Source organism: Pseudomonas deceptionensis (genome assembly GCF_900106095.1).
GTDB lineage: Bacteria > Pseudomonadota > Gammaproteobacteria > Pseudomonadales > Pseudomonadaceae > Aquipseudomonas > Aquipseudomonas deceptionensis.
The window spans coordinates 5000119-5026467 of sequence record NZ_FNUD01000002.1; the positions used below are offsets into that span (position 1 = coordinate 5000119).

A 26349-nucleotide genomic window follows, 5' to 3' on the forward strand; every position below is an offset into this window, starting at 1 on the left:
CAGAAAAATCGTTGAAATGCGCAGGAATAAGCCTGTACGGTTTTCGGGGTTTCGGACATATCCGGGCGGGGTCAAGTCTGTGGGAGCGGGCTTGCTCGCCCCCACAGTGAGTGAGGTCAGGCAGGCGTGTCAGGCTGATTGGCCGGGTGCGCCTGGATAAACGCAGGGTGTTGCTCAGCCAATGCCGCCACCCGGGCAATACGCGGGTACGGCGCCAGCGATACCTTGAACCGCTGCGCGGCATACAGTTGCGGGATCAAATACACATCTGCCAACCCGGGTTCAGGCCCAAAGCAGTAGCCACTGTCGCCTATCAACTGCTCGATGGCTGTCAGCCCTTGGGTGATCCAGTGACCGATCCAGTGCTCGACCTGCTCCTCGCCCTCTCCCAGCTGGCGCAGCTGGTTGAGCACGCTGACGTTGTGCAGCGGGTGTATATCGCAGGCGACCAAAGCGGCCACCGCCCGTTCGTGAGCACGGGCGGTGAGGTCCCGGGACAGCAGCGCCGGCTGCGGGTATCGCTCTTCGAGATACTCGATGATCGCCGGCGACTGGGTCAGTACGCTGCCCTCATCGGTGCGCAAGGCCGGCACCCGGCCTTGCGGGTTGACCGCCAGATACGCCGCCTGACGATGTTCACCACCCTGCGCAGCAATCAAATTGACGGGCACAGCCTGATAATCCAGACCTTTGAGTGCCAGTGCGATCCGCACCCGGTAGGACGACGTCGAGCGGTAGTAGGTAAAGAGTTCCATGACCCGCTCCTTTTAGCGTGCGGCGATGACCTTGCCCCGGCACTCGCCGAAACCAATGGAGGCATGGCCTTCACGGGTACAACGGGCACGCAGGATAATTTCGTCGCCATCTTCCAGGAACTTGCGCACTTCGCCCGACGCCAGCTCGATCGGATGTTTGCCGCCCTCGGTAATCTCCAGCAGGCTGCCCAGCTGCGAGCGGTCCGGCCCCGACAGGGTGCCCGAACCGAACAGGTCGCCGGACTGCAACTGGCACCCGTTAACGCTGTGGTGGGCCACCAGCTGCGCAGCGGTCCAGTACATGTTCAGGCTGTTGCTCAGGCCCAGTCGATGGGCTGGCAGGTTCTGCTCGCGCATCGCCTCGGTCAGCAACAGCACTTCAAGTTCGATATCCAGCGCGCCATTGGCCTGATCTTTGGCATCGAGCAGATACGCGAGCGGCTGCGGATCACCTTCAGGGCGGGCCGGCTGTGCACGACGGAACGGCTCCAGCGCTTCGGCGGTGACCACCCACGGCGAGATGCTGGTGATGAAGCTTTTGGACAGAAACGGCCCCAGCGGCTGATATTCCCAGGCCTGGATATCACGGGCCGACCAATCGTTGAGCAGGCAGAAGCCGGCGATGTGCTCGCCTGCTTCGCTGACCGGGATTGCATCGCCCATGTCATTGCCCTGACCAATCCAGATCCCCAGCTCCAGTTCGTAGTCCAGACGCGCACACGGGCCAAAGCTCGGTTCGGTCTGACCGGCCGGCAGGGTTTGGCCTTTGGGGCGCAGCACCTGGGCGCCGGAGGCTCGAATAGTCGAAGCGCGGCCGTGATAGCCAATCGGCACGTACTTGTAGTTAGGCAGCAACGGGTTATCGGGGCGGAACAGTTTGCCGACGTTTTTCGCGTGCTCAATGCCCACATAAAAGTCGGTGTAGTCACCGATTTTAGCGGGCAGGTGCAGTTGGCAATGCGCCGCCAGTGGCAGCAGCTTTGCACCTTGCGCTTCGATTTTTCCGCGCAGGGTGCTGCCTTCGCCCAGCAGTTCAAGCAAGCGCGCGCGCAAGGCCACGCGGGCACTGCGGCCCAGTGCAAAGTAGGTATTGAGCGCACCGCCCAACGAAGCCTCAACGGCTTCCTTGGCCTGCCCTTCAAACAGGCCGGCCGCTAACCCGGCTTCCAGATCGAAAATAGCATCGCCAATGGCAACCCCGCTGCGCGGGGCCGAGCCGTCAATGCTGAAGATGCCCATCGGCAGGTTTTGCAGCGGGAAGTCGCTGTGACCGTTAGCGGAGTCGATCCAGCTACGGGGGAAAGTGGACTGGGTCATGGGTTATCTCCGATTCGGGGTGAAGGTCACGGGCAGCGAGGCCCAGCAAGCGTCGTAGTTCGATTGCAGTTGCGGGCACTCAAGCGCAAACCGGCTGGGGCGCAACACCTGGCTGGTCTCGAACATGAAAGCCATGGTGTTGTCGATTTTGCTCGGTTGCAGTTCGGCGGCAATCGCTTTGGTACAGGTTTCGCCATCCGGCCCGTGGGCGCTCATGCAGCTGTGCAGCGACGCGCCACCCGGCAGGAAACCTTCGGCCTTGGCGTCGTAGCTGCCCTGGATCAGGCCCATGAATTCGTTCATCAGGTTGCGATGGAACCACGGTGGCCTGAAGGTGTTTTCAGCCACCATCCAGCGCGGCGGGAAGATCACAAAGTCGAGGTTGGCCAGGCCAGGCACGCTGGTTGGCGAGGTCAGTACGGTAAAAATGGACGGATCGGGATGATCGAAACTGACGGTGCCGATGGTGTTGAAACGGCGCAGGTCGTATTTATACGGCACGTTATTACCGTGCCAGGCGACTACGTTCAGCGGCGAATGATCCAGCTCGCAGCCCCACAGTTCACCGAGAAACTTTTGCACCAGCGGCGTGCTTTGCCGGGTGTCTTCGTAATAGGCGACCGGGGTCAGAAAATCACGCGGGTTGGCCAGGCCGTTGCTGCCAATAGGCCCCAGATCGGGTAGACGCAGCGGCGCGCCGTGGTTCTCGGCGACATAGCCACGGGCCTGCGGGTCGAGCAACTCAACGCGAAACTTTAAACCACGGGGGATCACCGCGATCTCCAAAGGCTCCAGGTCCAGTCGCCCCAGCTCCGTGCAGATGCGCAAGCGCCCCTGCTCCGGCACCAGCAGCAATTCGCCGTCGGCATTGAAGAACACCCGTTGCATCGAGGTGTTGGCGCGGTAGTGGTAAATGCTGATGCCCGAGGGTTTTTCCGCCCCGCTATTGGCCACCATACCCACCAGGCCATCGATAAAGTCAGTGGCCTCGGCAGGAATCGGCAGCGGGTTCCAGCGCAAGCGATTTGGCGTCACCGGGCCCAGCGGGCCACCGGCCAGTTGGCGCTCAAGCTTGACGAACGCCGGGTGGTTTGCCGACGGCTGGATACGGTACATCCAGGTACGCCGTGCTTCGCTGCGCACCATGGTGAACGCGGTGCCGGAGAACAATTCGGCGTACAGGCCGTAGGGGGCTTTTTGTGGGGAATTCTGACCAACCGGCAGGGCGCCAGGCAGTGCTTCGCTACTGAATTCGTTGCCAAACCCGGATTGATAGCCCAAGTCTGGCGAAGACGCGTCGAGGTTCATGGAGCCTCCAGAGTGGAGAAGACAGTTGACTGCGCGCTGCGATGAAACAGCTTGCGCGTCGCTGCGTTATTTTTATCGTAATTCGATTACGCATAACGTAATTTGATTGGTATTCAGCGTCAAGCTATAAAGACGCCCATTCGTCCCGAGATCCAAGCATCGCCATGGAAAAGCCCCGCAGCAGCAACGAGAGTGCCGGTAAGCAAAAAGTACGTTCAGCCGAGGTCGGCACCGACATCCTCAAGGCCCTGGCCCAGCTGTCACCCTCGACCTCTCTGTCGCGCCTGGCCGAGCACGTGCAAATGCCTGCCAGCAAGGTGCATCGCTACTTGCAGGCGCTGATTGCCAGTGGCTTTGCCGAGCAGAATGTCGCCACCAACCATTACGGCCTGGGGCGCGAGGCGTTGCGAGTGGGTTTGGCCGCGCTCAACAGCATGGATGTGCTCAAAGTCGCCGCCATGCCCTTGGCCGAGCTGCGTGATGACTTGAACGAAACCTGCTTTTTAGCCGTTTGGGGCAATCAGGGCGCAACCGTGGTGCATATAGAGCCGGCGGTGCGTGCTATCACGGTGGTGACCCAGTTGGGTTCGGTTCTACCGCTGTTGAGTTCATCCACGGGCCTAGTGTTCAACGCCTTTTTGCCTGACCGCGAAACCGCCGACTTGCGCGAGCAGGAGTTGAAAACCGACCTGGTTCATCCGCTGCAAACCCCTGAGGCCTACACCCGGCTTTGTGAACAGATCCGCGAACGCGGTTTGCACTTTGTGCACGGCTTGCTGATGCCCGGCGTCGATGCGTTATCGGCCCCGGTATTTGATGCTACCGCCAAGGTGGCGGGCGTACTGACAGTGGTTGGCCCGACGTCACTGTTCCATGCCGATGAGAACGGGCCCGCAGCCAAACGATTGCTGGCTGCGAGCCAGGCCATCAGCTGGCGGATGGGCTACCAGCCGGGCTGACCGTCGACGGTATTAGACCATCCACTTGTATTTGGCCTCATCGAGCAGCTCTCGCATCATTTCCTCGAGGCGCTCGATGGGGAGTTGCCGCATGCGGTGCATGTCCTGGAACGTATTGGCTTTGGAGAAAACCCCGCTCTCCCAATCGTTGTGCGACTGCACGGTGCCCCACTCCAGCGTATCCATGCCCAGGCCCAGCAAGTTCTGGCTAAAGGTCAGGCTCTCATCAACGATGTTGTTGACCGTGTTGATGTGGATGTTTTCGCAGTCCACCCCAAAAGGTTGCAACTGCTGATTCAGAAATGAACGCACCCTCTCGACCACTTCCGGGCTCGGCTTAAGGGTGAAGTCGCCAGCATCGAATGCGCGTTTATCCATATGGCTCATGATGTACCTCCTGTTAGTGCCCCCAACCAGCGCGGCGTGGTGCCGTGACTGAAACTGCCGGGAGCCTTCATGTGAAGGCGCATTCAATACGGGCCAGGCACAAGCGGTGAAACACATAGTTATCGCGCCGCTCACAGGCGTCTAACTCCTTGACTCACCGCCATTTTCCGACCAGAAAACTGTTGCCAAAGCTGTAACAGAGATTGTCGCAAAGCGACCTTACTCCGCTGCTGCCAAGCCCTTATTCTTGTCGAACTTTCCAGCACTTACCCGCATCGAGTCGCATCGACTCTGCCACCCGATTTACCCTGACGTTGATTTGTTGCTCCTTGATGAACGTCTTCCTTGGCCGCTGTTTTACAGCGGCCTTTTTTATGCCTTCTAAAACACCATTGTCAGCAACGGCGCGGCGAACAGGTTGAGGATGCCGGTCAGGACCATGACCAGCCCCGCGACCGAACCTTCTTCGCTGCCCACTTCCCGGGCGCGGCTGACACCCGCACCGTGGGCGCCGATGCCGAACAGCGCGCCCCGTGCCAGGCTGCTGCGCAGCGGCAACCACTTGAGCAGGATGCCCCCCAGCAACGCGCCAAACACACCGGTAAACATCACGAACACGGCCGTCAGCTCCGGTACGCCGCCCAGGTCTTGTGCCAGCGGCATGGCAAACGGCGTGGTGATGGAGCGCGGCACCAGGGACATGGTCAGCGAGGTGTCGAGCGACAGCGCCCGGGCCAGCCAGAATGAGCTGCCGATAGACACCGCACTGCCCGCCAGCATCCCCAGTAACAGCGCCACCCAGTGCCGGGCCAGCAACTTGCGTTGCTGCCAGATCGGCACGGCGAAGGCCACCGTGACCGGGCCCAACACCAGCATCAACCAATGGGTGTTGCTTGAATATTCGGCATACGCGGTGTGCAGCGGCACGGCCACGGCAAGCAGCAATGCGGGCACCAGGATCAGCGGCGACAGCAGGTAACGCCCGGTGCGCCGGTACAACCAGCGGCTAAAGCCGTAGGTCGCCAGAGTGAACAACAGCCAGAACATGGGCATCAGCTCAAACTTCATGGCGCACCCTCCAGCGGCACACCGCTTCCACGGTAAACGCCGTCACGACCATCACCAGCAAAGTACTCACGCCAATCACCAGCAGGATGCGCCAGCCGTCATCGCGCACGATCACGCCGTAGTCGAGCAGGCTCATCAGGGCGGGAATAAAGAACAACAGCATTTCAGCCATCAACACGCCGGCGCCCAGTTGCAGGGTCGCAGGCTTGACCCAGCCCAGGGCAAACGCCAGCAGCAACAGCGCCATCCCCACCACACCGCCCGGTATCGGCAAGTGCCCCCAGGCCGCCAGTTGGCAGCCTAAAAAGTAGAGCGCCAGCAACACGGCCAGTTCACTGATCAGCCGACCCACGCGTTTTACATCGAAGCTTTTCATGATGTTTCCATTCCAGACAGGCCTTCAGTTTAAAGAGCCTGTTGCCATCCCGAAAACGAATTGTCAGACTTATAGGCATTCCAAAATGGAATCACGAAGATGGAATTCAAACACCTGCGCACCTTTGTTGAAGTCGCACGCCTGGGGGGCTTTACCCAGGCGGCCCAAGGTCTGCATATCAGCCAGTCAGCGGTGAGCAAGCAGGTGGCGCAGCTTGAGCACAGCCTCGGCACGCCGCTGTTTGATCGACTGGGTTCACAGGTCAGGCTGACGGCTGCGGGTAATGTGGTGTTGCAGCGGGCCGAAGGCATGCTGCGGTTGCATCAGGAATTGTTGAGTGAACTCGACGACTTGAGCCACATGGCCCGGGGCGAGTTGCGGGTGGGCCTGCCGCTGCTGGGCAGCAATACACTGTTCGCCGGGCTCTTTGCAGAATACCGTCGGCGCTATCCGAATATTCAAGTGCAGTTGCTGGAAGAAGGCAGCCTGAATATTGAGAAGGCGGTATTGAGTGGCGAGCTGGAGCTGGGCGGCAGCCTGACCCCGAAAAACCCCACATTCGCTTATCAACCATTTTGTGACGAGCCCCTGGACGTGCTGATCCCGGCAGATCACCCACTGGCAGAAGGGCCCAGCGTGCGCCTTGAGCAATTGGCCGACACGCCCTTTTTGCTCTATCAGCGCAGCTTTGTGCTCAACGAGCGTGTGCTCAAGGCCTGCCAGCAAGCAGGCTTTACTCCCAAGGAAGGGGGGCGCAGTGGCCAGGCAGATTTTTTGGTGGCGCTGGTGGCCGCAGGCCAAGGCGTGGTGTTGCTGCCCAGCGTGGTTGCCCGCGCCCTGGAACGCCCCGGAGTGGTTCGTTTAAAGCTTGTCGCACCGGATTATCTGCGCTGGGACATTGCATTTATCTGGCGTGACGGCGCGTATTTGTCACGGGCAGCCCAAGCCTGGCTGGAGCTGCTGCGTGAACGCCCGGTTACTGGCTCAGGGCTTTGATCAAGTCTGCAACCCATGGCTCGGAGTCTTCTTCCGGGGTCACCGTGACGCTGGAATCCAGACGCAGCATCGGCAGCACTTCACGCACTCCCAGCTCTGCGAACAGCTCGCGCATCTGCTCGCCACCGCCACAGAAGGTGTCGCCATAGCTTTCGTCTCCCAGCGCGATCACCGCACCTGGCAAGCCGCGCCAGGCGGCGGGCAACTGGTCACGAATGGCGCTGTAGAGCGGCACAAGATTGTCCGGCAACTCGCCCATGCCCGTGGTTGAAGTCACGGCCAGAAAAGCCTCGGGGCCAAACGCCTGAATATCGGCCAGGGTTGCGCGGGTATTGAGCAAAACCTCAAAACCGGCATCGGTAAGCAGCTGTTTTGCATTGCGAGCGACTTCTTCAGCGGTGCCGTACACCGAGCCGGAAAGGATGGCGACTTTCATCAATCTGATCCTGTAACTGACTAAAAGGCTGGGATATTAACAGGTCTGGCGGCGATGCCTTACCATGCACAACTCTGCACGCCTCTCTGGAGAACAACACAATGATCAACGCTCGCTTGTTACAACGCATGGTGGATGCGTCCCAGGACGGCATTGTGGTCGCCGAACAAGAGGGCGAAGACAACATTCTGATTTATGTGAACAACGCCTTTGAAGCCCTTACCGGCTACAGCCGCGACGATATCCTGTATCAGGACTGCCGCTTTTTGCAGGCCGGCGACCGTGACCAGTGTGGCCTGAAGCTGATCCGCGAAGCCATCGCCAGCGGGCAGCCAACCCGCCAGGTACTGCGCAACTACCGCAAGGACGGTACGCACTTCTGGAATGAGCTGTCGATCACGCCGGTGTTCAACGAAAGCGACAAGCTGACGTACTTCATTGGTGTGCAAAAGGATGTCACCCAACAGGTCAAGGCAGAGCAGCGGGTCGCGCAGCTCGAAGCCCAGCTGGCCGCGGTACAGGCCGAACTGCTGGCACTCAAGGCGACGAGCGGATCAAACAAAAGGTAAAAATTGCGGTCAGATACTTGCTGACCCGATTTTTCAGACCTTTTTTGAGCCCCACCCCCATGTCCCACGATGCCCTTTTGACTCAGGACGAACTGGATTTCATCCAAACGATGCACCAGAACCCGCTGCTGAACAGGCGGGATGCGTCGTCCAGCCTGATGGTCAATGGGGTGTCGCAAATCCGTGATTTGCTGACACGGCTGGCCGCCCACGAACAAGTCACGATCCTGGCGCAATTTGACAACCAGCAAATGAGTTTTCCGCTGCGCCTGGTGGAGGACGAGTTCCACGCCCAGCATCTTCAACTGGGGGTTCCAAGCATCTTCGAAGACGGTCCTAAGGCCCGCCCCTGGCGCCTGACGCTGGCCGAGCCGGTGCCACTGGAGAACATCCGGGGCAAGGCCGGGCACCTGTGGATCACCGAAATGTCGTTCAAGGGGGTACTGGTTGAGATGCGGCACGACAGCCCGCCACCCCGCCAGTTCGCACAGTGGTTCAGCCCCGACGGATATGAACGGATTGCCCTGCGCGGCACCCTCGAGCGCAAGACTGAGCTGGGGTTGTACGCCTACCGTCTAAGCCAGCGGGACAAGGGCGAAACCGAGCGGTTGCGCCAGTACATCCTGCAACAACACCGCCTGGCCCATCCAAGCCTGCACGTCTGACACCGGTCAGCTGCCCAGGATTGCCTTGAGATCGGCGTCCAGACGCTGGTTCATCAGCCGGGCCTCGCTGCCCAGGCAAGCAATGGACGAATCGGCCAGCGCCTCTTGGGCCAGGTTTGCCCCCTCCCCCGCCAACGACACCGAGCAGTTCAAGGTTTGCGCCAGCCGCATCAGCCTGCGCTGGTGCGCCGTGCCCAGCGCATGGCTGGCAAACAGCACCACGGCCTGGGGCTCCAGCTTCTGGCAAATCAGCGACAGCTCATCCAATGGCTGACCGATGGCCAGCACCCTGACCACCCGTTCATTACGCGTCAGCAGCAAGCCTGCCACCAGCAGTTCCAGCTCGCGACACAGCCCGGGCATCGCCACCACGATCACACACTGCCGGGCACCCGCCGCCTGCAATTGCAGGCGATGCTGCACCCGCCCGCGCAAAAACCCATCCAGCATCAACCATTCGCTGGTGTGGCCAAAAACATCCTGAGTTCTGAGCAACTGCTGCCACAGCGGCAGGAAAATCCCCTGAAACACGATTTCTGCCGGGTAGCTGGAAAAAATCTGCCCATACAGGCGCTCCAGCTCCGGTTCGTTGAATGTCGTGAGGGCGCTGCTGATCCGGGCTTGCCAGTCGCCATACTCGCTGGCAACAGGCGGCGGGTTGTCGGCGGGCGGGGTATTCGCGAGTAATTGCGCGACTTTGCTGACGGCAACCCCACGCTCAAGCCAGCCCATGACCCGGCGAATTGCCTCAATATCGGTCATTGAGTACAGGCGATGCCCACTTTCGGTGCGTTTTGGTTCGATCAAACCATAACGCCGCTCCCAGGCGCGCAGTGTCACCGGGTTGATGCCCGTGAGCCTAGCCACTTCCCGGATCGGGTAGAGACCTTGGCAATCATCAGCCAGTGTAATGGGCTCAGCTTCAGTAATTACGGGCATTGGGAAGGCACAATTTGCAGTAGATGGGCGCATTCTACGCTCCATTTCCTGTGAGCGCCCCCGCTCCCGTAGCAGCTGCCGAAGGCTGCGTCCGGTTGCGAAGCGACTGTGAATTCTGAGTTCTGGTTTAACTGGTTGAACGCATTGAATGGATTTACGACGGCTTCGCCGCCGGACGCAGCCTTCGGCAGCTGCTACGCAAGCTAAAACCGCTGCACTCAGGAACGATACTTGCTTGTTTTCCATCACTCAGCCCACCACCCCGGCGCTGTGTTTTGTGTTTGCCCTACCCGGGCAACATCAGCCTCATGGAGATACACAATGTCTACCTCCCCCGTCACGTTGATGGTCGCGCGCCGTGTTGCCAAAGGCCGCTATCAGGAGTTGATCGCCTGGCTGCATGAAGGCGAACAGTTGGCCACGGACTTTTCCGGCTACCTGGGCTCCGGCGTACTGGCCCCGCCTCCGGGCGACGACGAGTTCCAAATCATTTTTCGCTTTGCCGACGAATCCACACTGCACGCCTGGGAGCACTCCGTGTCGCGCAAGGCCTGGTTACTGCGCGGCAGTGACTTGTTCGCCAACCCTTCAGAGCATCGGGTCAGAGGTATTGACGGCTGGTTTGGCGCTGCCGGGCAGCGGCCCCCACGCTGGAAGCAAGCGGTTGCCATTTGGCTGGCCTTCTTCCCCGTCTCGCTGTTGTTCAACTTTGTGTGCGCCCCTTTACTGGCCGAGTTGAGCCTGGTGCCACGGGTTCTGGTCAGCACCCTGGCCCTGACGCCCCTGATGGTTTATCTGTTTATTCCACTGTCGACCCATTTGCTGGCCGGCTGGCTGCACAGCACGCCAAACAAACCTTTGCGCAGTACTGTCGCGACTCACCGCAACTAAACCTGGGCTTGGGCGTTACGTCGCGGACGCTGGTATAGTTTTGCCATTGCGCCGCGACTGTTTCCGGCTTACCTGCTCCGAGTCCGTCATGCCCACTTCTTCTGCTCCAATCCTGATCACTGGTGCCGGCCAACGCATCGGCCTGCATTGTGCACAGCAGCTGCTGGCAGACGGCTACCCGGTGATTTTCACCTATCGCAGCGAAAAGCCTGGCGTGCAAACCCTGCGAGATCTGGGCGCTACCGGGTTGTTTGCCGATTTCTCGAGCGAGGCCGGCATTCTCGATTTCATCCGAAGCCTTGAAAAGCACACCGACAGCCTGCGGGCGATTGTCCACAACGCCTCGGCCTGGCTGGCAGAAACGCCAGAAACACACACCAGCGCCTTCATGCAGATGTTCAGCGTGCACATGCTCGCGCCGTACCTGATCAACCTGCATTGCAGCGAGTTGCTCAAGCGTTCGAACCCGGCGGATATCGTACATATCAGTGATGACGTGACGCGCAAGGGCAGTAGCAAGCACATTGCCTATTGCGCCACCAAAGCCGGGCTCGAAAGCCTGACCTTGTCATTCGCAGCTAAACTGGCGCCACAGATCAAAGTCAACGGTATCGCCCCGGCCATGCTGTTGTTCAACCCTGACGACGATGCGGCGTACCGCACCAAAGCGCTGGCCAAATCTGCGCTGGGCAAAGAACCCGGCGCAGAGGTGATCTACCAGAGCCTGCGCTATCTGCTGGACAACCCCCATGTGACCGGCACTACCCTGACCGTCAATGGCGGCCGGCATCTCAAATAAGCCGCCCCGCGAGGAAGTATTTTCATGAGCGTATTACTGCCCGGGTATTACCGCGACATCCTTATTGGCCTGGGTGAGAACCCGGACCGCGAAGGTTTGGTCGACACCCCAAAGCGTGCGGCCAAGGCCATGCAGTACCTGTGTCAGGGTTACGACCAGAGCCTGGAGACCATCGTCAACGGCGCCCTGTTCGCCTCCGACAGTGACGAAATGGTAATAGTCGCCAACATCGAGCTGTACTCGCTCTGCGAGCATCACTTGCTGCCGTTTATCGGCAAGGCCCATGTGGCCTATATCCCGACCGGCAAAGTCCTGGGGCTGTCGAAAATTGCCCGCATTGTCGACATGTTTGCCCGGCGCCTGCAGATCCAGGAAAACCTCACCCGGGAAATCGCCGATGCCATTGAGGGCGTCACCCAGGCCGCAGGCGTGGCCGTGGTGATTGAAGCCAAACACATGTGCATGATGATGCGCGGCGTGGAAAAACAGAATTCGACCATGAACACCTCGGTCATGCTGGGCGCATTTCGCGAACCGAGCACCCGCATGGAGTTCTTGCAATTGATTGGACGGAGCAAGTCGTAATGCCACAACTTCAGCCTGGAATGGCCCGTATTCGCGTCAAGGACCTGTGCCTGCGCACGTTTATCGGGATCAATGAGGATGAGATCCTCAACAAGCAGGATGTGTTGATCAACCTCACCATCCTCTATGCGGCGCAGGAGGCGGTGCGTGACAACGACATCGACCATGCGCTCAATTACCGGACCATCACCAAGGCCGTGATCCATCATGTCGAAGAAAACCGCTTCGCCCTGCTGGAGCGCCTGACCCAGGAGCTGCTGGACCTGGTGATGGCCAACACGGCTGTGCTGTATGCCGAAGTTGAAGTCGACAAGCCGCACGCGCTGCGTTTTGCCGAGTCGGTATCGATAACGCTGGCGGCCAGCCGCCAGACTGCAACCTCTTGACCCCGGTGACCCCCATGACGCCACAAGAACAGCTTGAACTGGAGGCGGCCGCCTTTCGCCGCCTTGTCGCACATCTGGACAGTCGCAAGGACGTGCAGAACATTGACCTGATGAACCTCTCGGGTTTCTGTCGCAATTGCCTGTCCAAGTGGTACAAGGCCGCGGCTGACGAGCGTCAGATCGACCTCAGCCTCGATGACGCCCGCGAAGTGGTGTACGGCATGCCGTATGCCGAGTGGAAATCCCAATACCAGAAAGAAGCCAGCGCCGAACAATCGGCGGCGTTTGCCCAAGGAAAAAAGCATGACTGATCTGAACACCCTGCGCGCCAGCCTCAACAGCGGCGAACACGCCTTTGCCGACACCCTGGCGTTTATCGCAGCGCACTACGATTACCAGCCGCAAGCGTTCAACAACGGCGGCGTAGAAAACGCGGCCGGGCAAAACGAAGGTTCGTGCAAGACTCTGGGCCTGGCCCTGCTGGAAGGCTTGAGTGATCAGGAGGCGCTATTGGCGTTTGGCGAGCATTACCGCTCGGTACTGGCCACCCCCGAAGGCACTGACCACAGCAATATCCGTGCGCTGATTGACCACGGTCTGGCCGGTGTGAAGTTCGAAGCCCAACCGCTGACGCGCAAGGCGTAACACCAAACTGTAGCCGCTGCCGAAGGCTGCGATAAGGTTCGAAGAACCTTCAAAAACGGGCGGCTGCGCCCCCCATCGCAGCCTTCGGCAGCGGCTACAGTTTGTGGGGTTGGCACAAGACACAAAAAAACCGGCCAAGGCCGGTTTTTTTGTTGGGGCGGGCTATCAGAACTGAGCGTTCTGCAGGCCGTCCAGGTAACGCTCGGTGTCCAGTGCAGCCATGCAGCCGGCGCCAGCCGAGGTGATGGCCTGACGGTAAACGTGGTCAGCCACGTCGCCCGCGGCAAACACGCCTTCGATGCTGGTGGCCGTGGCGTTGCCTTCACGGCCGCCCTGCACAACCATGTAACCGTCTTTAAGCTCCAGCTGGCCTTCGAACAACGAGGTGTTCGGCGTGTGGCCGATGGCGATAAACACGCCGTCGACTTTCAGCTCGTCAAAGCTGCCGTCGTTGTTTTTCAGACGGGCACCCGTTACGCCCATGTTGTCGCCCAGGACTTCGTCCAGGGTCGCGTTCAGCTTGAGCTCGATCTTGCCTTCAGCTACACGTGCGTGCAGCTTGTCGATCAGGATCTTCTCGGCACGGAATGTTTCGCGACGGTGAACCAGGGTCACCTTGCTGGCGATGTTAGCCAGGTACAGGGCCTCTTCAACGGCAGTGTTACCACCCCCCACCACGGCAACAGGCTTGTTGCGGTAGAAGAAACCGTCACAGGTCGCACAGGCCGAAACGCCCTTGCCCATGAACGCTTCTTCAGACGGCAGGCCCAGGTAACGGGCGCTGGCGCCGGTCGCGATGATCAGCGCGTCGCAGGTGAAAGTACCGCTGTCACCCTTGAGGGTGAACGGACGGTTTTTCAGATCCACTTCATTGATGTGGTCGAAAATGATTTCAGTCTCAAAACGCTCGGCGTGTTCGCGCATGCGCTCCATCAAGACCGGGCCGGTCAAGCCGTGAACATCACCCGGCCAGTTGTCGACTTCAGTAGTGGTGGTCAGCTGACCGCCAGCCTGCATGCCCGTGATCAGCAGTGGTTTGAGGTTGGCGCGGGCCGCATAGACTGCAGCGCTGTAACCGGCAGGGCCGGAGCCCAGAATAATCACACGCGAATGACGTACTTCAGACATGACTCACTCCTATGACCGCCCGCATTGAAACCGGGTCGGAACGCCGCTTTACCGGCTGGAATAAAAAAACTTTAAACCTGCTCAGGCAAAGCCTGAAATTCGCAGATCCTGAAAAATATGGGTGAAGCTTATAGAGGCCGCAGAGAGTAAGGAAATACGCATTAACAATCCAGCTCATAGCAGGTCTCTATGTAGTCGAATTCGATTTTAGACGGCTTTGTTACAGTTATTGTCGATACAGCGACAAGGCTTTCGTCCTACAGATAAAGCCGTTAAGGTCGCCCGGTTTCCCACTGCTCGGAGCTCTCTATGCCCGCCCCCGTTCTGTCTGGCCCTCAGTATCTGCGTGAAGGCCTAAAGTTGGTACTCAGCCCCGGCCTGCGCTTGTTCGTGCTGCTGCCGTTGCTGACCAATCTGGTGCTGTTCGTCGGGTTGATTTATTTCGCCGGGCATCAGTTCAGCCTCTGGGTCGATGCCTTGATGCCCTCGCTGCCCGGCTGGCTCAGTTTTCTCAACTACGTGTTATGGCCACTGTTCGTGGTGCTGGTGGCACTGATGGTGTTTTTCACCTTCACCATGCTGGCCAATATCATTGCTGCGCCGTTCAACGGATTTCTCGCGGAAAAAGTCGAAGCCGTCGTGCGCGGAATCGATAACTCCCCCCCCTTCAGCTGGGCCGAGCTGGCTGCCATGGTGCCCCGCACCCTGGCCCGGGAGATGCGCAAGCTGGGCTATTTCTTGCCTCGGGCCATTGCGCTGCTGATCCTCTCGTTCATTCCGGTGCTCAACCTGATCGCGGCACCGCTTTGGCTGCTGTTCGGGATCTGGATGATGGCCATTCAGTACATCGACTACCCGGCCGACAACCACAAGCTGGGCTGGAACGAGATGCTTGCCTGGCTGCGCGAGAAGCGCTGGCAGAGCATGAGTTTCGGCGGCATCGTCTATCTGGCACTGCTGATCCCGGTGGTCAACGTGCTGATGATGCCTGCTGCCGTGGCCGGGGCGACCCTGTTCTGGGTGCGTGAACGCGGCGACGAAGCGCTGGCAGCGTCCGGTCGCAGCTAACGGCTTCATAAATTCATCATCACCGTGACATATGGGCGTCATGGCCCCCAAGCACACTGGGGCCATGACCACAGCCCTGCACATCGCCCTGATCACCGAAACCTTCCCGCCCGAAATCAACGGTGTGGCCAATACCCTTGGCCAGCTGTGCAATGGCTTGCGTGCACGCAATCACCATGTAGAGCTGGTGCGCCCGCGCCAGGCCGACGATGGAGACCTGCGCAGCAACGACGAGTTGATGCTCTGCCGGGGCGGGGCATTACCCGGCTACCCGGGACTGCAATGGGGCCTGACATCCACCCACCGCCTGACAAAACGCTGGCGCCAACAACCTCCTGATGTGATCTATATCGCCACAGAGGGACCACTGGGCCTGTGCGCATTACGCGTCGCGCGGCGTTTGGGCATTACGGTGGTCACGGGCTTTCACACCAATTTCCAGCAGTACTTGAGCCAATATGGACTGGGCCTGCTTACCCGCGCGCTGACCCACTACCTGCGCTGGTTCCATAACCGTTCGGCATTAACCCTCGTCCCCAGCACCAGCCAGCGCCTGGAACTTGCACGCCGGCATTTTGAACGCCTGGAGCTGCTCGAACGGGGTGTCGACAGTCAGCTGTTCAGCCCCGCAAAACGCCAGAATGGGTTGCGCCACAGCTGGGGCCTCAGAGACAACGATATTGCGCTGTTGCATGTCGGGCGCCTGGCACCGGAGAAAAACCTCGGCGCCCTCAAGCGCTGCCTTGATGCACTGCAAGCCCGTTACCCGACGCGACGCTTCAAGTTGATCGTGGTGGGCGACGGGTCAAAACGCGCAGCACTGGAAGCCTCGTTGCCTGAGGCGATTTTTTGCGGGCAACAGTCCGGGGAAGCGCTGGCGCGGCACTACGCCAGCGGGGATGTGTTTTTGTTTCCGAGCCTGAGTGAGACATTCGGTAATGTGGTGCTCGAAGCTCAGGCCTCGGGGCTGGGCGTGGTGGCGTATGACGAGGCCGCGGCGGGCCAGCATATTCGCCACGGCTACAACGGCGTGCTGGCCATGCCTGGCGATGAATACGCCTGGATCGAAGCCGCGTGCTGGTTGCTGGAAGACCCCGAAACCTTGCGCACCCTGCGCCTTAATGCGCGCCGCCATGCCAGCCGCCAAGGCTGGCCGAGGGTCATAGAGCAGTTCGAAAGCCAATTGCACCGGGCTTGCCAGGGCTGCGCAAGCGAAGCTCTGGTGCAGATCGAATCGAAAAAAACTTGAACCAGGGCCGGTTGAGGTTTGGCTATCGGCCCTTCGGGGCGCGTGTCACAACTAAACGTCAACAGCCCCCAGGGACTTTTCAATCGCCAGGATTACCGTTGCATCGTCGGGTGCGGTGCGCGGTGAGAAGCGCGCCAGCACCCGGCCGTCCTGACCGACCAGGAATTTCTCGAAGTTCCAGGTGATATCCCCTTCAAACTCCGCCCCTTCGCCTGCCAGCAAACGATAAAGCTGATGACGGTCAGGCCCGTTGACGTCCAGCTTGCTGCTCAGCGGGAAGCTGACGCCGTAGTTGAGGCTGCAAAACGCTTGAATCTCTTGCTCGGTACCCGGCTCTTGCCCAGCGAACTGGTTGCAGGGCACACCCAATACGCTGAAGCCCTGGCCCTTGTACTGCTGATAGAGGTTTTCCAGCGCCGCATATTGCGGCGTCAAACCACATTTGGAGGCGACGTTGACCACCAGCACCACGTTGCCCTTGAAAGTGCCCAAGGGCAGTGGCTGGCCGCTCAGTGTGTCTAAGATCAGGTCGTGAAAAGCACTCATGACGGACTCCAAAATTCGCGGTCTATGTTCAGACAATCGCTCAATATGCCGATTGCCATAATCATCAATGATGCAAAAAGGCGCCCGTAGGCGCCTTTTTTAAGCTAGTTCACACGTGAGCTTAGCAGCACTTGTCAGTGCTGATGACCGCCTTCACCGTGGACGTGGCCGTGAGCGATTTCTTCTTCGCTCGCGTCACGGATAGCAACAACCTTTACCTTGAAGTTCAGACGCTGACCAGCCAATGGGTGGTTACCGTCTACAGTCACGTCGTCGCCGTCCAGATCACGGATGGTCACGATTTGCATTTGGCCGTCCGGCGCCGAAGCGTGGAACTGCATGCCAACTTCCAGTTGGTCAACGCCTTCGAACATGTTGGCGCTCAACGTGCTTACCAGCTCGGCGGAGTACTCGCCGTAAGCGTCTTCAGGCTCAACGCTGACTTCCAGTTCATCACCAACAGCCTTGCCAACCAGAGCCTTTTCCAGACCCGGAATGATGTTACCTGCGCCTTGCAGGTAGACCAGCGGCGCGCCGCCGGCAGAACTGTCGATGACCTCACCAGCGTCATTGGTCAGGGTATAGTCGATGGAGACAGCCTTATTGGCGGCGATCGTCATGGGGCGAGACCTTTTGCAAAAAAATAATGAGTGCGCAAGTTTAACCAAGCAATCGCCTGAAAGCGAACACAACCAAGACCAACGGATAATTTTGAAAACTTCAACGATCATTGGCTGGCGTCAGGATGAAGAGCAACACTGGGTTGTCGTGCTTTCCTGCGGCCATACCCAGCACCAGCGTCACCAACCGCCCTGGCAATCAAGACCCTGGGTGCTTGACCCTGAGCAACGCCAGGCAAAAATAGGCCAGCCCTTTGACTGTGGCTGGTGTGCTCAAAACGCGGATAGCGCTAATCTTGGCAATTGATTCAGGCAAAAGCCCGCTTAAAGGGTGTTGCCCTTGCACTGCCACGTCAGGAAGCTCGCATGCAAACTTTCTTTATCGCCCCCACTGACTTTGGTGTGGGCCTGACATCCATCAGCCTCGGCCTGGTTCGCACACTGGAGCGCGCCGGTTTGAAAGTCGGCTTTTTCAAGCCCATTGCCCAGCCCCATCCGGGCGATCTTGGCCCCGAGCGTTCCACCGAGCTGATGGCCCGCACCCACGGCCTCAAGCCGCCTACCCCGCTGGGTCTGGCGCATGTCGAGCGCATGCTCGGCGACGGCCAGCTGGATGAATTGCTCGAAGAAATCATCAGCCTCTATCAGCAGGCAGCCATCGGCAAAGACGTGCTGATCGTCGAAGGCATGGTGCCCACCCGGACTGCCAGCTACGCGGCGCGGGTCAACTTGCATCTGGCCAAGAGCCTGGACGCCGAAGTGATCCTGGTTTCGGCCCCGGAAAACGAAGTGCTGACCGAGCTCTCTGGCCGGGTCGAGTTGCAGGCCCAATTGTTTGGTGGCCCCAAAGACCCGAAAGTGCTCGGCGTCATCCTCAACAAGGTGCGTACCGACGAGACCATGGAGGCCTTTTCGGCACGCCTCAAGGAACACTCGCCGCTGCTGCGCAGTGGTGATTTCAAGCTGCTGGGCTGCATTCCCTATCAACCCGAACTCAACGCCCCGCGCACCCGCGATGTGGCCGAGCTGCTGGGCGCGCAGGTGCTCAATGCCGGGGATTATGAAACCCGGCGCATGTCGAAAATCATCCTGTGCGCACGCACCGTGCTCAACACCCTGCAACTGCTAAAACCGGGCGTACTGGTGGTGACCCCGGGCGATCGCGACGACATTATCCTGGCTGTCAGCCTGGCGGCCATGAACGGCGTGCCGCTGGCCGGCCTGCTGCTCACCAGCGACACCCAGCCCGACCCGCGCCTGATGGAGCTTTGCCGGGGTGCGTTGCAGGCGGGGTTGCCGGTACTGTCGGTGAGCACCGGCTCATACGACACCGCCAACCGCCTCAATAGCCTGAACAAGGAAATCCCGATTGATGACCGCGAACGTGCGGAAATCATCACCGACTTTGTTGCCAGCCACCTCGACGCCCACTGGCTGCATCAACGGTGTGGCACGCCACGGGAAATGCGCCTGACCCCAGCGGTGTTCCGCTACCAGCTGATCCAGCGCGCCCAGCAAGCCAACAAACGCATCGTGTTGCCAGAAGGCAGCGAACCGCTGACCGTACAGGCCGCCGCTATTTGCCATGCTCGCGGCATCGCACGTTGCGTCTTGCTGGCCAAGCCCGAAGAAGTTCAGGCGGTGGCCAAGGCACACGGCTTCGACTTGCCCGAAGGCCTGGAGATTCTCGACCCGGACCTGATCCGCGCCCGCTATGTCGAGCCAATGGTGGCCCTGCGCAAAACCAAAAGCATCAATGCCCCGATGGCCGAGCAGCAGTTGGAAGACCCGGTGGTGATCGGTACCATGATGCTGGCACTGGACGAGGTCGACGGGCTGGTTTCCGGCGTGATCCACTCCACGGCCAACACCATCCGCCCTGCCCTGCAACTGATCAAGACGGCCCCGGGCTGCACCTTGGTGTCGTCGGTGTTTTTCATGTTGTTCCCCGAGCAGGTGCTGGTGTACGGCGACTGCGTGATGAACCCGCACCCCACAGCCACCGAACTGGCTGAAATTGCCCTGCAAAGCGCCGACTCTGCCGCCGCGTTCGGCATCACCCCGCGGGTGGCGATGATCAGCTACTCCAGCGGCGATTCGGCCAGCGGTGAAGAGGTCGAAAAAGTCCGCGAGGCCACCTTGCTGGCCCATGAAGCCCAGCATGCACTGCTGATCGACGGCCCTTTGCAATACGATGCGGCGGCCAACGAAGCCGTAGCCAGACAACTGGCGCCCAACAGCCAGGTCGCTGGCCGGGCTACGGTGTTTGTGTTCCCCGACCTGAACACCGGCAACACGACGCACAAGGCCGTACAGCGCAGTGCCGATTGCGTCAGCCTCGGGCCGATGCTGCAAGGGCTGCGCAAACCGGTGAACGACCTGCCACGCGGCGCGCAAGTGGACGACATCGTCTACACCATCGCCCTCACGGCGATTCAAGCCGCCAACCGACCTATGGATGTGTAAATGCTGGATTTTCTGCCTGCGCCGATACGCGGCGTCATTGCTTCACTGCTGCTGGCGATCAACACCATCGTGTGTTGCACGCCGCTATTTATTGTCGCGATTTTCAAGCTCTGCCTGCCGTTCCCGGCGGCGCAACGGGTAACCGACGAGTTGATGCGCCGTATCCACGAAGCCTGGGTCGGCAACAACAATCGCTGGATGGATTTGCTGCGCAAGACCCGCTGGCATATCAAGGGCCTTGAGGGGCTGGACTATGAGCACTCGTACCTGGTCACCAGCAACCACCAGAGCTGGGTCGACATCATGGTGCTGCAATACGTGCTCAACAAACGTATTCGCCCGTTGAAATTCTTCCTCAAACAGGAGCTGATCTGGGTACCGGTGATTGGCCTGGCGTGGTGGGCGCTGGGGTTCCCGTTCATGAAACGTTACTCCAAGGCCTACCTGGCCAAGCATCCGGAGAAGAAAGGCGCAGACCTGGCGACTACCCGTAAAACCTGCGCCAAGTTCAAGAACCAGTCGGTGGGGATTTTCAACTTCGTCGAAGGCACGCGCTTTACCGAAGCCAAGCACGCGCTGCAGAACTCTCCGTTCCGCTATCTGCTCAAGCCCAAGGCCGGAGGCATCGCCTTTGTGCTGGATGCCATGGGCGAGCAGCTGCAATCGATCGTCAACGTGACAATCCACTATCCCGGCGGGCGCCCGGGGTATTGGGACTTGCTGTGCGGCAATGTGAAAGACGTGGTGGTGGTGTTTGAAGAGCTGCAAATTCCGGCTGAATTTCTGGGCAAGAACTACGACCAGGACCCGGAGTACCGGCTGGCATTCCAGAGCTGGATCAACCAGCTTTGGGAAGACAAGGACCGGTTGTTGGGCGAGCTGCATCGGGAATATTCGCAGAGCTAAAAGCCCCTCACCCTAACCCTCTCCCGGAGGGAGAGGGGACTAAAGGCAAAGCATATCTGCGCAACACCACCAATCAGCCCCCTCTCCCTCTGGGAGAGGGCTGGGGTGAGGGTAAAATGTCCACCCAATAAAAAGCCCGCCACCGATCTCTCGGTGGCGGGCTTTTTAGTGCGGCTTAGATAGCGCCGCGTTGACGCAACAGGTCCAGCACCAACTTGACGCTGTCTTCCAGCGACAGCGATTGGGTGTCGACCACAAGGTCGGCATCCAGCGGCACGTCATACGGGAAAGACTCACCCGGAATGTTGTCACCCCCCGCCGCATACAGCCCTTGCGGGTCACGCTCGGCGCACACGGCCGGGGATGCCTGGACATACACGGTGACCAGACGATCGCTGCCAATCAGCGCCTTGGCCTGTTCACGGCCTTCGGCATCCGGCGCCACGAACGCGGCCAATGTCAGCAGGCCGGCTTCGTTGAACTGACGCGCCACGTGGGCGGCACGACGCCAGTTTTCAGTACGCCCGGCACGATCCTGCGGCAGACCTTTGTTCAGGTCATGGCGCAGGTTCTGGCCATCCAGTACGAAAACCGCACGGCCCATGTCGAACAACTTGCGCTCAACTGCATAAGCCAAGGTGCTTTTGCCAGCGCCCGACAGGCCGCTGAACAACACGGTGGCCGGTTGCTGACCAAAACGCTGGGCACGCTCTTCAACAGCCACGTGCGCCAGTTTGCCATGATGGGTTGCGCTGCCATGACTCAACGGCTGCGCAACGATCATCCCGGCACCGACGGTGCCATTGGTCAGGCGGTCAATGATGATGAACGAACCGGTGGTGCGGTTGCTGTCATAGCCATCCAGCGCAATCGGTGCATCGAGGCTGATCTTGACCTTGCCGATTTCGTTCAGCTGCAAGGCACTGGCCGGGCCTTCTTCCAGAGTGTTCACATCGACTTTGTTGACGATGCTGGCAATCGAGCCCGGCACATAGCTGGTCGCACGCTTGATGTCGTACTTCTTGCCCGGCAGCATCGGCTCTTCCGCCATCCACACCAGCATGGCTTCGAAGTTGTCAGTCACCAGCGGCTGGTTGTCGGCATGCACCAACAGGTCGCCACGGGAGATGTCGATCTCGTCTTCCATGGTCAGCGTGACCGCTTGGCCCGGGCCTGCGTGTTCCAGCTCACCTTCAAAGGTCACGATGGATTTGACGCGGCTGCTCTTGCCCGACGGCAGCACCACGATCTCGTCACCCTTGCGCACGATGCCGCTGGCCAGCGTACCGGCAAAACCACGGAAGTTCAGGTTGGGACGGTTCACGTACTGCACCGGGAAGCGCAGATCGGTGAGGTTGCGGTCTGCCGCCACTTCCACGGTTTCGAGAATTTCCATCAGCGACTGGCCGGTGTACCACGGAGAGCGCTCGGACTTGTTCACCACGTTGTCGCCTTTAAGGGCAGACATCGGCACAAAGTGCAGGCTGGTAGGCTTGAGTTTCAGGCCTTCGGCAAACTGCAGGTAGTCGGCCTTGATCGACTCGAACACACCTTCGTCAAACCCCTTGAGGTCCATCTTGTTGATGGCCACAACGATATGCTTGATGCCCAGCAACGAGGCGATAAAGCTGTGGCGACGGGTCTGGGTCTGCACGCCGTAGCGGGCATCCACCAGAATGATCGCCAGGTCACAGGTGGACGCACCGGTGGCCATGTTGCGGGTGTACTGCTCATGGCCCGGGGTATCGGCAATGATGAATTTGCGCTTGGCGGTCGAGAAGTAACGGTACGCCACGTCAATGGTGATGCCCTGCTCGCGCTCGGCTTGCAGACCGTCCACCAGCAACGCCAGGTCGATGTCATCGCCCGTGGTGCCGCTCTTTTTCGAATCGCGGGTAATGGCTTCCAGATGGTCTTCGTAGATCATCTTGGAGTCGTGCAGCAGGCGCCCGATCAGGGTGCTTTTGCCGTCGTCGACGTTGCCGCAGGTCAGGAAGCGCAACATCTCTTTGCGCTCGTGCTGGCCCAGGTAGGCGAGGATGTCCTCGCTGATCAAATCAGATTGGTGCGACATGACAACCCCTTAGAAATAACCTTGACGTTTTTTATCTTCCATTGAGCCTGCGCCATCATGATCGATGACTCGGCCCTGGCGCTCGGAAGTTCGCGTCAGGAGCATTTCCTGGATGATGTCGGTCAGGGTTTCAGCCTCTGACTCCACCGCGCCGGTCAGCGGGTAGCAACCCAGGGTACGGAAGCGGACCTTTTTCTTGACGATGCGCGCCTTGTCTTCATCAGACAGGTGCTCAAGGATACGTTCGTCGTCGATCATGATCAGCGTGCCGTTCTTCTCGATTACGTCGCGTTCGGCCGCAAAGTACAGCGGCACAATCGGGATACCTTCGAGGTAGATGTACTGCCAGATATCGAGTTCGGTCCAGTTCGACAGCGGGAATACGCGGATCGATTCGCCCTTGTTGACGTTGCCGTTGTAGACATTCCACAACTCGGGGCGCTGGTTTTTCGGGTCCCAGCGGTGCTTGCTGTCGCGGAAGGAGTACACGCGCTCTTTGGCACGGGATTTCTCTTCATCGCGGCGCGCGCCACCGAAGGCGGCGTCGAAGCCGTACTGGTCCAGAGCCTGCTTCAGGCCCTCGGTTTTCATGATATCGGTGTGCTTGGCGCTGCCGTGGGTGAAGGGGTTGATCCCTTGCGCCACGCCGTCCGGGTTGACGTGAGTGATCAAGTCCAGGCCCAGCTCGGCGACCATCTTGTCGCGAAAGCTGTACATCTCCTGGAATTTCCACTGGGTGTCGACATGCATCACCGGAAACGGCAGCTTGCCCGGGAAAAACGCCTTGCGTGCAAGGTGCAGCATCACGGCGGAATCTTTACCGATCGAGTACAGCATCACCGGGTTATCGAACTCGGCGGCCACCTCGCGGATGATGTGGATGCTTTCCGCCTCCAGCTGTTTCAGGTGCGTCAGTTTGTCGACCATGGCTACTCACGAAAGCTATCTTATGAACGGCCTGCGGGCCGTGTTCGAGGCTCGAATGCTAGCACAGCGCCCTCTTCTATAGATGGCCCCAACTAGATCGAAACGGTCTAAGAATAGATCGCGGAGTTTGGCCTGTAATTGCCTGTGGGAACGAGCCTGCTCGCGAAAGCGATGCAGCTAATGGCCTCTTCGCGAACAGGCTCGCTCCCACGCGTTTTGGATTCAGATCGGGTTCGGGCAATCGATAAACAGGTGTTCAAGGGCAAAGCGACGGGCCAGGTAATCGCCCAGGGCTTGCACGCCATAGCGCTCGGTGGCGTGGTGCCCGGCGGCAATAAAGCTGATGTCGTTTTCCCGGGCACTGTGGAAAGTCTGCTCCGAAGCTTCGCCGCTCAGGTACAGGTCAACCCCCGCCAGCACCGCCTGATCGATATAGCCCTGCCCGCCGCCGGTGCACCAGCCCACGCGGCGAATCATCTCGCTGCCTTCGATCAGCAACGGCTCACGCCCCAGCGCCTCTTGAACGCGGCGCGCAAAGTCGCGGGCCGTGACAGGTTCGGCCAGGGAGCCCACCAGCCCCACCACTTTCGGATTGCCCGGGTCCAGCGGCCCTTCGACGGTGATGTCCAGCTGCCGCGCCAACTGCACGTTGTTGCCCACCTCGGGGTGCAGGTCCAGCGGCAAGTGATACGCCAAGAGGCTGATGTCGTGCTTGAGCAAGGTCTTGAGGCGACGCTGCTTCATACCGGTCACGCAGGGGTCTTCGCCCTTCCAGAAATAACCATGGTGCACCAGCACCAGATCGGCCTGCGCCTCGACCGCCGCATCCAGCAAAGCCTGGCTGGCGGTCACACCACTGACGATGCGCATCACCTGGGGCCGGCCTTCGACCTGCAAACCGTTGGGGCAATAATCGCCAATGGAGCCACAGTTGAGATAACGATTTGCTTCTTCTACCAGCGTGCTCAGGGCAACAGCCATAAAAGACTCCTAAATATAGCGTTCAGAGGCCGACGGCCCTCGTATAATGGCGCCATTATGGGCCGTCAAGATGGCTCTGCAACCTTCAGGATCGAGTTCAATGTTTAAGGCTTTGCGTTTCTTTGGCTGGCCATTGCTGGCTGGCGTGCTTATCGCTTTGCTGATTATTCAGCGTTACCCGCAATGGGTTGGGCTGCCGAGCCTGGACGTTAATCTGCAACAAGCGCCACAAACCAGCTACATGCAGCAAGGGCCGGTGACCTACGCCGATGCCGTAACCCGTGCAGCGCCAGCCGTGGCCAACCTGTACACCACCAAGGTGGTGAACAAAAACGCCAAGCCGTTGTTTGAAGACCCGCAGTTCCGGCACTTTTTCGGCAACAACGAGCCCAAGCAAAAACGTATGGAGTCGAGCCTCGGCTCGGCGGTTCTGATGAGTCCCGAAGGCTACTTGCTGACCAACAACCACGTGGTCGCCGGTGCCGACCAGATCGTGGTGGCGCTCAAGGACGGCCGCGAAACACATGCCCGTATCATTGGCAGCGACCCCGAGACTGACCTGGCGGTGCTGAAGATCGACTTGAAGAACTTGCCGGCGATCACCATCGGCCGCTCGGACACCCTGCGCATCGGCGATATCGCTCTGGCGATTGGCAACCCGTTTGGTGTGGGCCAAACCACCACCATGGGCATCATCAGCGCCACGGGGCGCAACCAGTTGGGTTTGAACAACTACGAAGACTTCATCCAGACCGACGCCGCGATCAACCCGGGCAACTCGGGCGGTGCGCTGGTGGATGCCAATGGCAACCTGACCGGGATCAACACCGCGATTTTCTCCGAGTCCGGTGGTTCGCAGGGGATCGGTTTTGCGATCCCGATCAATCTGGCCATGGAGGTCATGAAGTCGATCATCGAGCACGGTCAGGTGATTCGCGGCTGGCTGGGGATTGAAGTGCAACCGCTGACCCAGGAACTGGCCGAGTCGTTTGGGCTCAGTGGCCGCCCGGGGATTGTGGTCGCGGGGATTTTCCGTGATGGCCCGGCGCAAAAAGCCGGTCTGCAGGTGGGGGACGTTATTTTGAGCATTGATGGCGAGCCCGCCAACGATGGTCGTCGCTCGATGAATCAGGTGGCGCGGATCAAACCGTCGGACAAGATCACGATTCAGGTCATGCGCAACGGCCAGGAGCACAAGCTCACCGCTGAAGTGGGCCTGCGCCCGCCGCCAGAGCAGCCACCGCAGAAGAATCAATAAACAGGGCTACCTTCACCCTCTCCCTTGGGAGAGGGTGAAGGTGCG

Annotated in this window: 30 protein-coding genes; 16 read left to right on the forward strand and 14 right to left on the reverse strand. The window is 59.7% G+C overall.

Annotation, left to right across the window (positions count from 1 at the left end):
* Positions 1-116: 116 nt before the first annotated feature.
* The 3 genes from maiA to hmgA are packed head-to-tail and all read right to left on the reverse strand — an operon-like array spanning position 117 to position 3380.
* Complete coding sequence (gene maiA / locus BLW11_RS23095) at positions 117-755, reverse strand: maleylacetoacetate isomerase (protein WP_048360039.1); 639 nt, start codon at positions 753-755, stop codon at positions 117-119.
* 12 nt (positions 756-767) lie between these two features.
* Positions 768-2072, reverse strand: a complete 1305-nt coding sequence (fahA, locus tag BLW11_RS23100) for a fumarylacetoacetase (protein ID WP_048360040.1) — start codon at positions 2070-2072, stop codon at positions 768-770.
* A gap of 3 nt (positions 2073-2075) precedes the next feature.
* The gene (gene hmgA / locus BLW11_RS23105) at positions 2076-3380 is read right to left on the reverse strand and encodes a homogentisate 1,2-dioxygenase (protein ID WP_048360041.1); all 1305 of its coding nucleotides are present in this window, start codon (positions 3378-3380) and stop codon (positions 2076-2078) included.
* 164 nt (positions 3381-3544) lie between these two features.
* Between hmgA and BLW11_RS23110 the strand changes: the two genes are divergently transcribed.
* The gene (locus BLW11_RS23110) at positions 3545-4339 is read left to right on the forward strand and encodes an IclR family transcriptional regulator (RefSeq protein WP_048360042.1); all 795 of its coding nucleotides are present in this window, start codon (positions 3545-3547) and stop codon (positions 4337-4339) included.
* Positions 4340-4351: 12 nt separating this feature from the next.
* On the opposite strand, the gene BLW11_RS23115 is transcribed toward BLW11_RS23110, so the two are convergent.
* The 3 genes from BLW11_RS23115 to BLW11_RS23125 all read right to left on the reverse strand — a co-directional run bounded on the left by BLW11_RS23115 (position 4352) and on the right by BLW11_RS23125 (position 6170).
* Positions 4352-4726, reverse strand: coding sequence for a hypothetical protein (locus tag BLW11_RS23115; protein WP_048360043.1), 375 nt, complete (start codon positions 4724-4726; stop codon positions 4352-4354).
* Between the two features lie 381 nt (positions 4727-5107).
* Positions 5108-5794 carry an LrgB family protein gene (locus BLW11_RS23120; protein ID WP_048360044.1) on the reverse strand — a complete coding sequence of 229 codons (687 nt, stop codon included), beginning with the start codon at positions 5792-5794 and terminating at the stop codon, positions 5108-5110.
* Positions 5784-6170 carry a CidA/LrgA family protein gene (locus tag BLW11_RS23125; RefSeq protein ID WP_048360045.1) on the reverse strand — a complete coding sequence of 129 codons (387 nt, stop codon included), beginning with the start codon at positions 6168-6170 and terminating at the stop codon, positions 5784-5786. Before BLW11_RS23125 ends, BLW11_RS23120 begins: the two co-directional genes overlap by 11 nt.
* A 99-nt stretch (positions 6171-6269) precedes the next feature.
* On the opposite strand from BLW11_RS23125, the gene BLW11_RS23130 reads away from it, so the two are divergent.
* The gene (locus BLW11_RS23130; protein ID WP_048360046.1) at positions 6270-7166 is read left to right on the forward strand and encodes a LysR family transcriptional regulator; all 897 of its coding nucleotides are present in this window, start codon (positions 6270-6272) and stop codon (positions 7164-7166) included.
* Here BLW11_RS23130 and BLW11_RS23135 read toward each other — a convergent pair.
* Positions 7147-7602, reverse strand: coding sequence for a flavodoxin (locus tag BLW11_RS23135; RefSeq protein ID WP_048360047.1), 456 nt, complete (start codon positions 7600-7602; stop codon positions 7147-7149). The genes BLW11_RS23130 and BLW11_RS23135 overlap by 20 nt on opposite strands.
* A 101-nt stretch (positions 7603-7703) precedes the next feature.
* On the opposite strand from BLW11_RS23135, the gene BLW11_RS23140 reads away from it, so the two are divergent.
* Positions 7704-8171: a PAS domain-containing protein gene (locus tag BLW11_RS23140; protein ID WP_048360048.1), complete on the forward strand. Its 468-nt coding sequence runs from the start codon at positions 7704-7706 to the stop codon at positions 8169-8171.
* A gap of 59 nt (positions 8172-8230) precedes the next feature.
* The gene (locus BLW11_RS23145) at positions 8231-8836 is read left to right on the forward strand and encodes a hypothetical protein (RefSeq protein ID WP_048360049.1); all 606 of its coding nucleotides are present in this window, start codon (positions 8231-8233) and stop codon (positions 8834-8836) included.
* A 6-nt stretch (positions 8837-8842) separates the two neighbouring features.
* Here BLW11_RS23145 and BLW11_RS23150 read toward each other — a convergent pair whose 3' ends face one another.
* Positions 8843-9775: a MerR family transcriptional regulator gene (locus BLW11_RS23150; protein ID WP_048360050.1), complete on the reverse strand. Its 933-nt coding sequence runs from the start codon at positions 9773-9775 to the stop codon at positions 8843-8845.
* A 321-nt stretch (positions 9776-10096) separates the two neighbouring features.
* Here BLW11_RS23150 and BLW11_RS23155 point away from each other — a divergent pair, with 321 nt between their 5' ends.
* The 6 genes from BLW11_RS23155 (at position 10097) to BLW11_RS23180 (ending at position 13081) form a co-directional block, all read left to right on the forward strand.
* Positions 10097-10666, forward strand: coding sequence for a putative antibiotic biosynthesis monooxygenase (locus BLW11_RS23155; RefSeq protein ID WP_048360051.1), 570 nt, complete (start codon positions 10097-10099; stop codon positions 10664-10666).
* 88 nt (positions 10667-10754) lie between these two features.
* Positions 10755-11465, forward strand: coding sequence for a dihydromonapterin reductase (gene folM / locus BLW11_RS23160; RefSeq protein WP_048360052.1), 711 nt, complete (start codon positions 10755-10757; stop codon positions 11463-11465).
* A gap of 24 nt (positions 11466-11489) precedes the next feature.
* A complete protein-coding gene (folE, locus tag BLW11_RS23165) occupies positions 11490-12050 on the forward strand; it encodes a GTP cyclohydrolase I FolE (RefSeq protein ID WP_048360053.1) in 561 nt (186 codons plus the stop codon).
* Complete coding sequence (gene folX, locus BLW11_RS23170; protein ID WP_048360054.1) at positions 12050-12436, forward strand: dihydroneopterin triphosphate 2'-epimerase; 387 nt, start codon at positions 12050-12052, stop codon at positions 12434-12436. The genes folE and folX overlap by 1 nt, the downstream gene beginning before the upstream one ends.
* 14 nt (positions 12437-12450) lie before the next feature.
* Entirely contained in the window at positions 12451-12747 is a 297-nt protein-coding gene (locus BLW11_RS23175; RefSeq protein ID WP_048360055.1) for a DUF1244 domain-containing protein, read from the forward strand.
* Complete coding sequence (locus BLW11_RS23180; RefSeq protein ID WP_048360056.1) at positions 12740-13081, forward strand: HopJ type III effector protein; 342 nt, start codon at positions 12740-12742, stop codon at positions 13079-13081. The genes BLW11_RS23175 and BLW11_RS23180 overlap by 8 nt, the downstream gene beginning before the upstream one ends.
* A gap of 165 nt (positions 13082-13246) precedes the next feature.
* Here BLW11_RS23180 and trxB read toward each other — a convergent pair whose 3' ends face one another.
* Positions 13247-14209 carry a thioredoxin-disulfide reductase gene (gene trxB, locus BLW11_RS23185; protein WP_048360057.1) on the reverse strand — a complete coding sequence of 321 codons (963 nt, stop codon included), beginning with the start codon at positions 14207-14209 and terminating at the stop codon, positions 13247-13249.
* Positions 14210-14518: 309 nt separating this feature from the next.
* Here trxB and cysZ point away from each other — a divergent pair, with 309 nt between their 5' ends.
* Together cysZ and BLW11_RS23195 are read left to right on the forward strand one after the other, a co-directional pair.
* Positions 14519-15277 (forward strand): sulfate transporter CysZ, encoded by a 759-nt coding sequence (gene cysZ, locus BLW11_RS23190; RefSeq protein ID WP_048360058.1) that lies wholly within the window; start codon positions 14519-14521, stop codon positions 15275-15277.
* Positions 15278-15341: 64 nt separating this feature from the next.
* Positions 15342-16526, forward strand: a complete 1185-nt coding sequence (locus BLW11_RS23195) for a glycosyltransferase family 4 protein (RefSeq protein WP_088500150.1) — start codon at positions 15342-15344, stop codon at positions 16524-16526.
* Positions 16527-16577: 51 nt separating this feature from the next.
* On the opposite strand, the gene BLW11_RS23200 is transcribed toward BLW11_RS23195, so the two are convergent.
* Both BLW11_RS23200 and BLW11_RS23205 read right to left on the reverse strand, forming a co-directional pair.
* The gene (locus tag BLW11_RS23200; RefSeq protein WP_048360059.1) at positions 16578-17072 is read right to left on the reverse strand and encodes a glutathione peroxidase; all 495 of its coding nucleotides are present in this window, start codon (positions 17070-17072) and stop codon (positions 16578-16580) included.
* A gap of 134 nt (positions 17073-17206) precedes the next feature.
* Entirely contained in the window at positions 17207-17692 is a 486-nt protein-coding gene (locus BLW11_RS23205) for an FKBP-type peptidyl-prolyl cis-trans isomerase (RefSeq protein WP_048360060.1), read from the reverse strand.
* On the opposite strand from BLW11_RS23205, the gene BLW11_RS23210 reads away from it, so the two are divergent.
* The 3 genes from BLW11_RS23210 to BLW11_RS23220 are packed head-to-tail and all read left to right on the forward strand — an operon-like array spanning position 17661 to position 21064.
* Positions 17661-17999, forward strand: a complete 339-nt coding sequence (locus BLW11_RS23210) for a DUF3565 domain-containing protein (RefSeq protein WP_074836961.1) — start codon at positions 17661-17663, stop codon at positions 17997-17999. The two genes, BLW11_RS23205 and BLW11_RS23210, sit on opposite strands and share 32 nt — an antisense overlap.
* 59 nt (positions 18000-18058) lie before the next feature.
* Positions 18059-20158, forward strand: coding sequence for a phosphate acetyltransferase (gene pta / locus BLW11_RS23215; protein ID WP_048360061.1), 2100 nt, complete (start codon positions 18059-18061; stop codon positions 20156-20158).
* Positions 20159-21064 carry an acyltransferase gene (locus tag BLW11_RS23220; protein WP_048360062.1) on the forward strand — a complete coding sequence of 302 codons (906 nt, stop codon included), beginning with the start codon at positions 20159-20161 and terminating at the stop codon, positions 21062-21064.
* Between the two features lie 175 nt (positions 21065-21239).
* Here BLW11_RS23220 and cysN read toward each other — a convergent pair whose 3' ends face one another.
* The 3 genes from cysN to BLW11_RS23235 form a co-directional block, all read right to left on the reverse strand.
* Complete coding sequence (cysN, locus tag BLW11_RS23225) at positions 21240-23138, reverse strand: sulfate adenylyltransferase subunit CysN (RefSeq protein ID WP_048360063.1); 1899 nt, start codon at positions 23136-23138, stop codon at positions 21240-21242.
* 9 nt (positions 23139-23147) lie between these two features.
* Complete coding sequence (cysD, locus tag BLW11_RS23230) at positions 23148-24065, reverse strand: sulfate adenylyltransferase subunit CysD (RefSeq protein ID WP_048360064.1); 918 nt, start codon at positions 24063-24065, stop codon at positions 23148-23150.
* Between the two features lie 222 nt (positions 24066-24287).
* Entirely contained in the window at positions 24288-25046 is a 759-nt protein-coding gene (locus BLW11_RS23235) for a Nif3-like dinuclear metal center hexameric protein (RefSeq protein WP_048360065.1), read from the reverse strand.
* A gap of 100 nt (positions 25047-25146) precedes the next feature.
* On the opposite strand from BLW11_RS23235, the gene algW reads away from it, so the two are divergent.
* The gene (algW, locus tag BLW11_RS23240) at positions 25147-26304 is read left to right on the forward strand and encodes a Do family serine endopeptidase AlgW (RefSeq protein ID WP_048360066.1); all 1158 of its coding nucleotides are present in this window, start codon (positions 25147-25149) and stop codon (positions 26302-26304) included.
* The last annotated feature ends 45 nt before the right edge of the window (positions 26305-26349 follow it).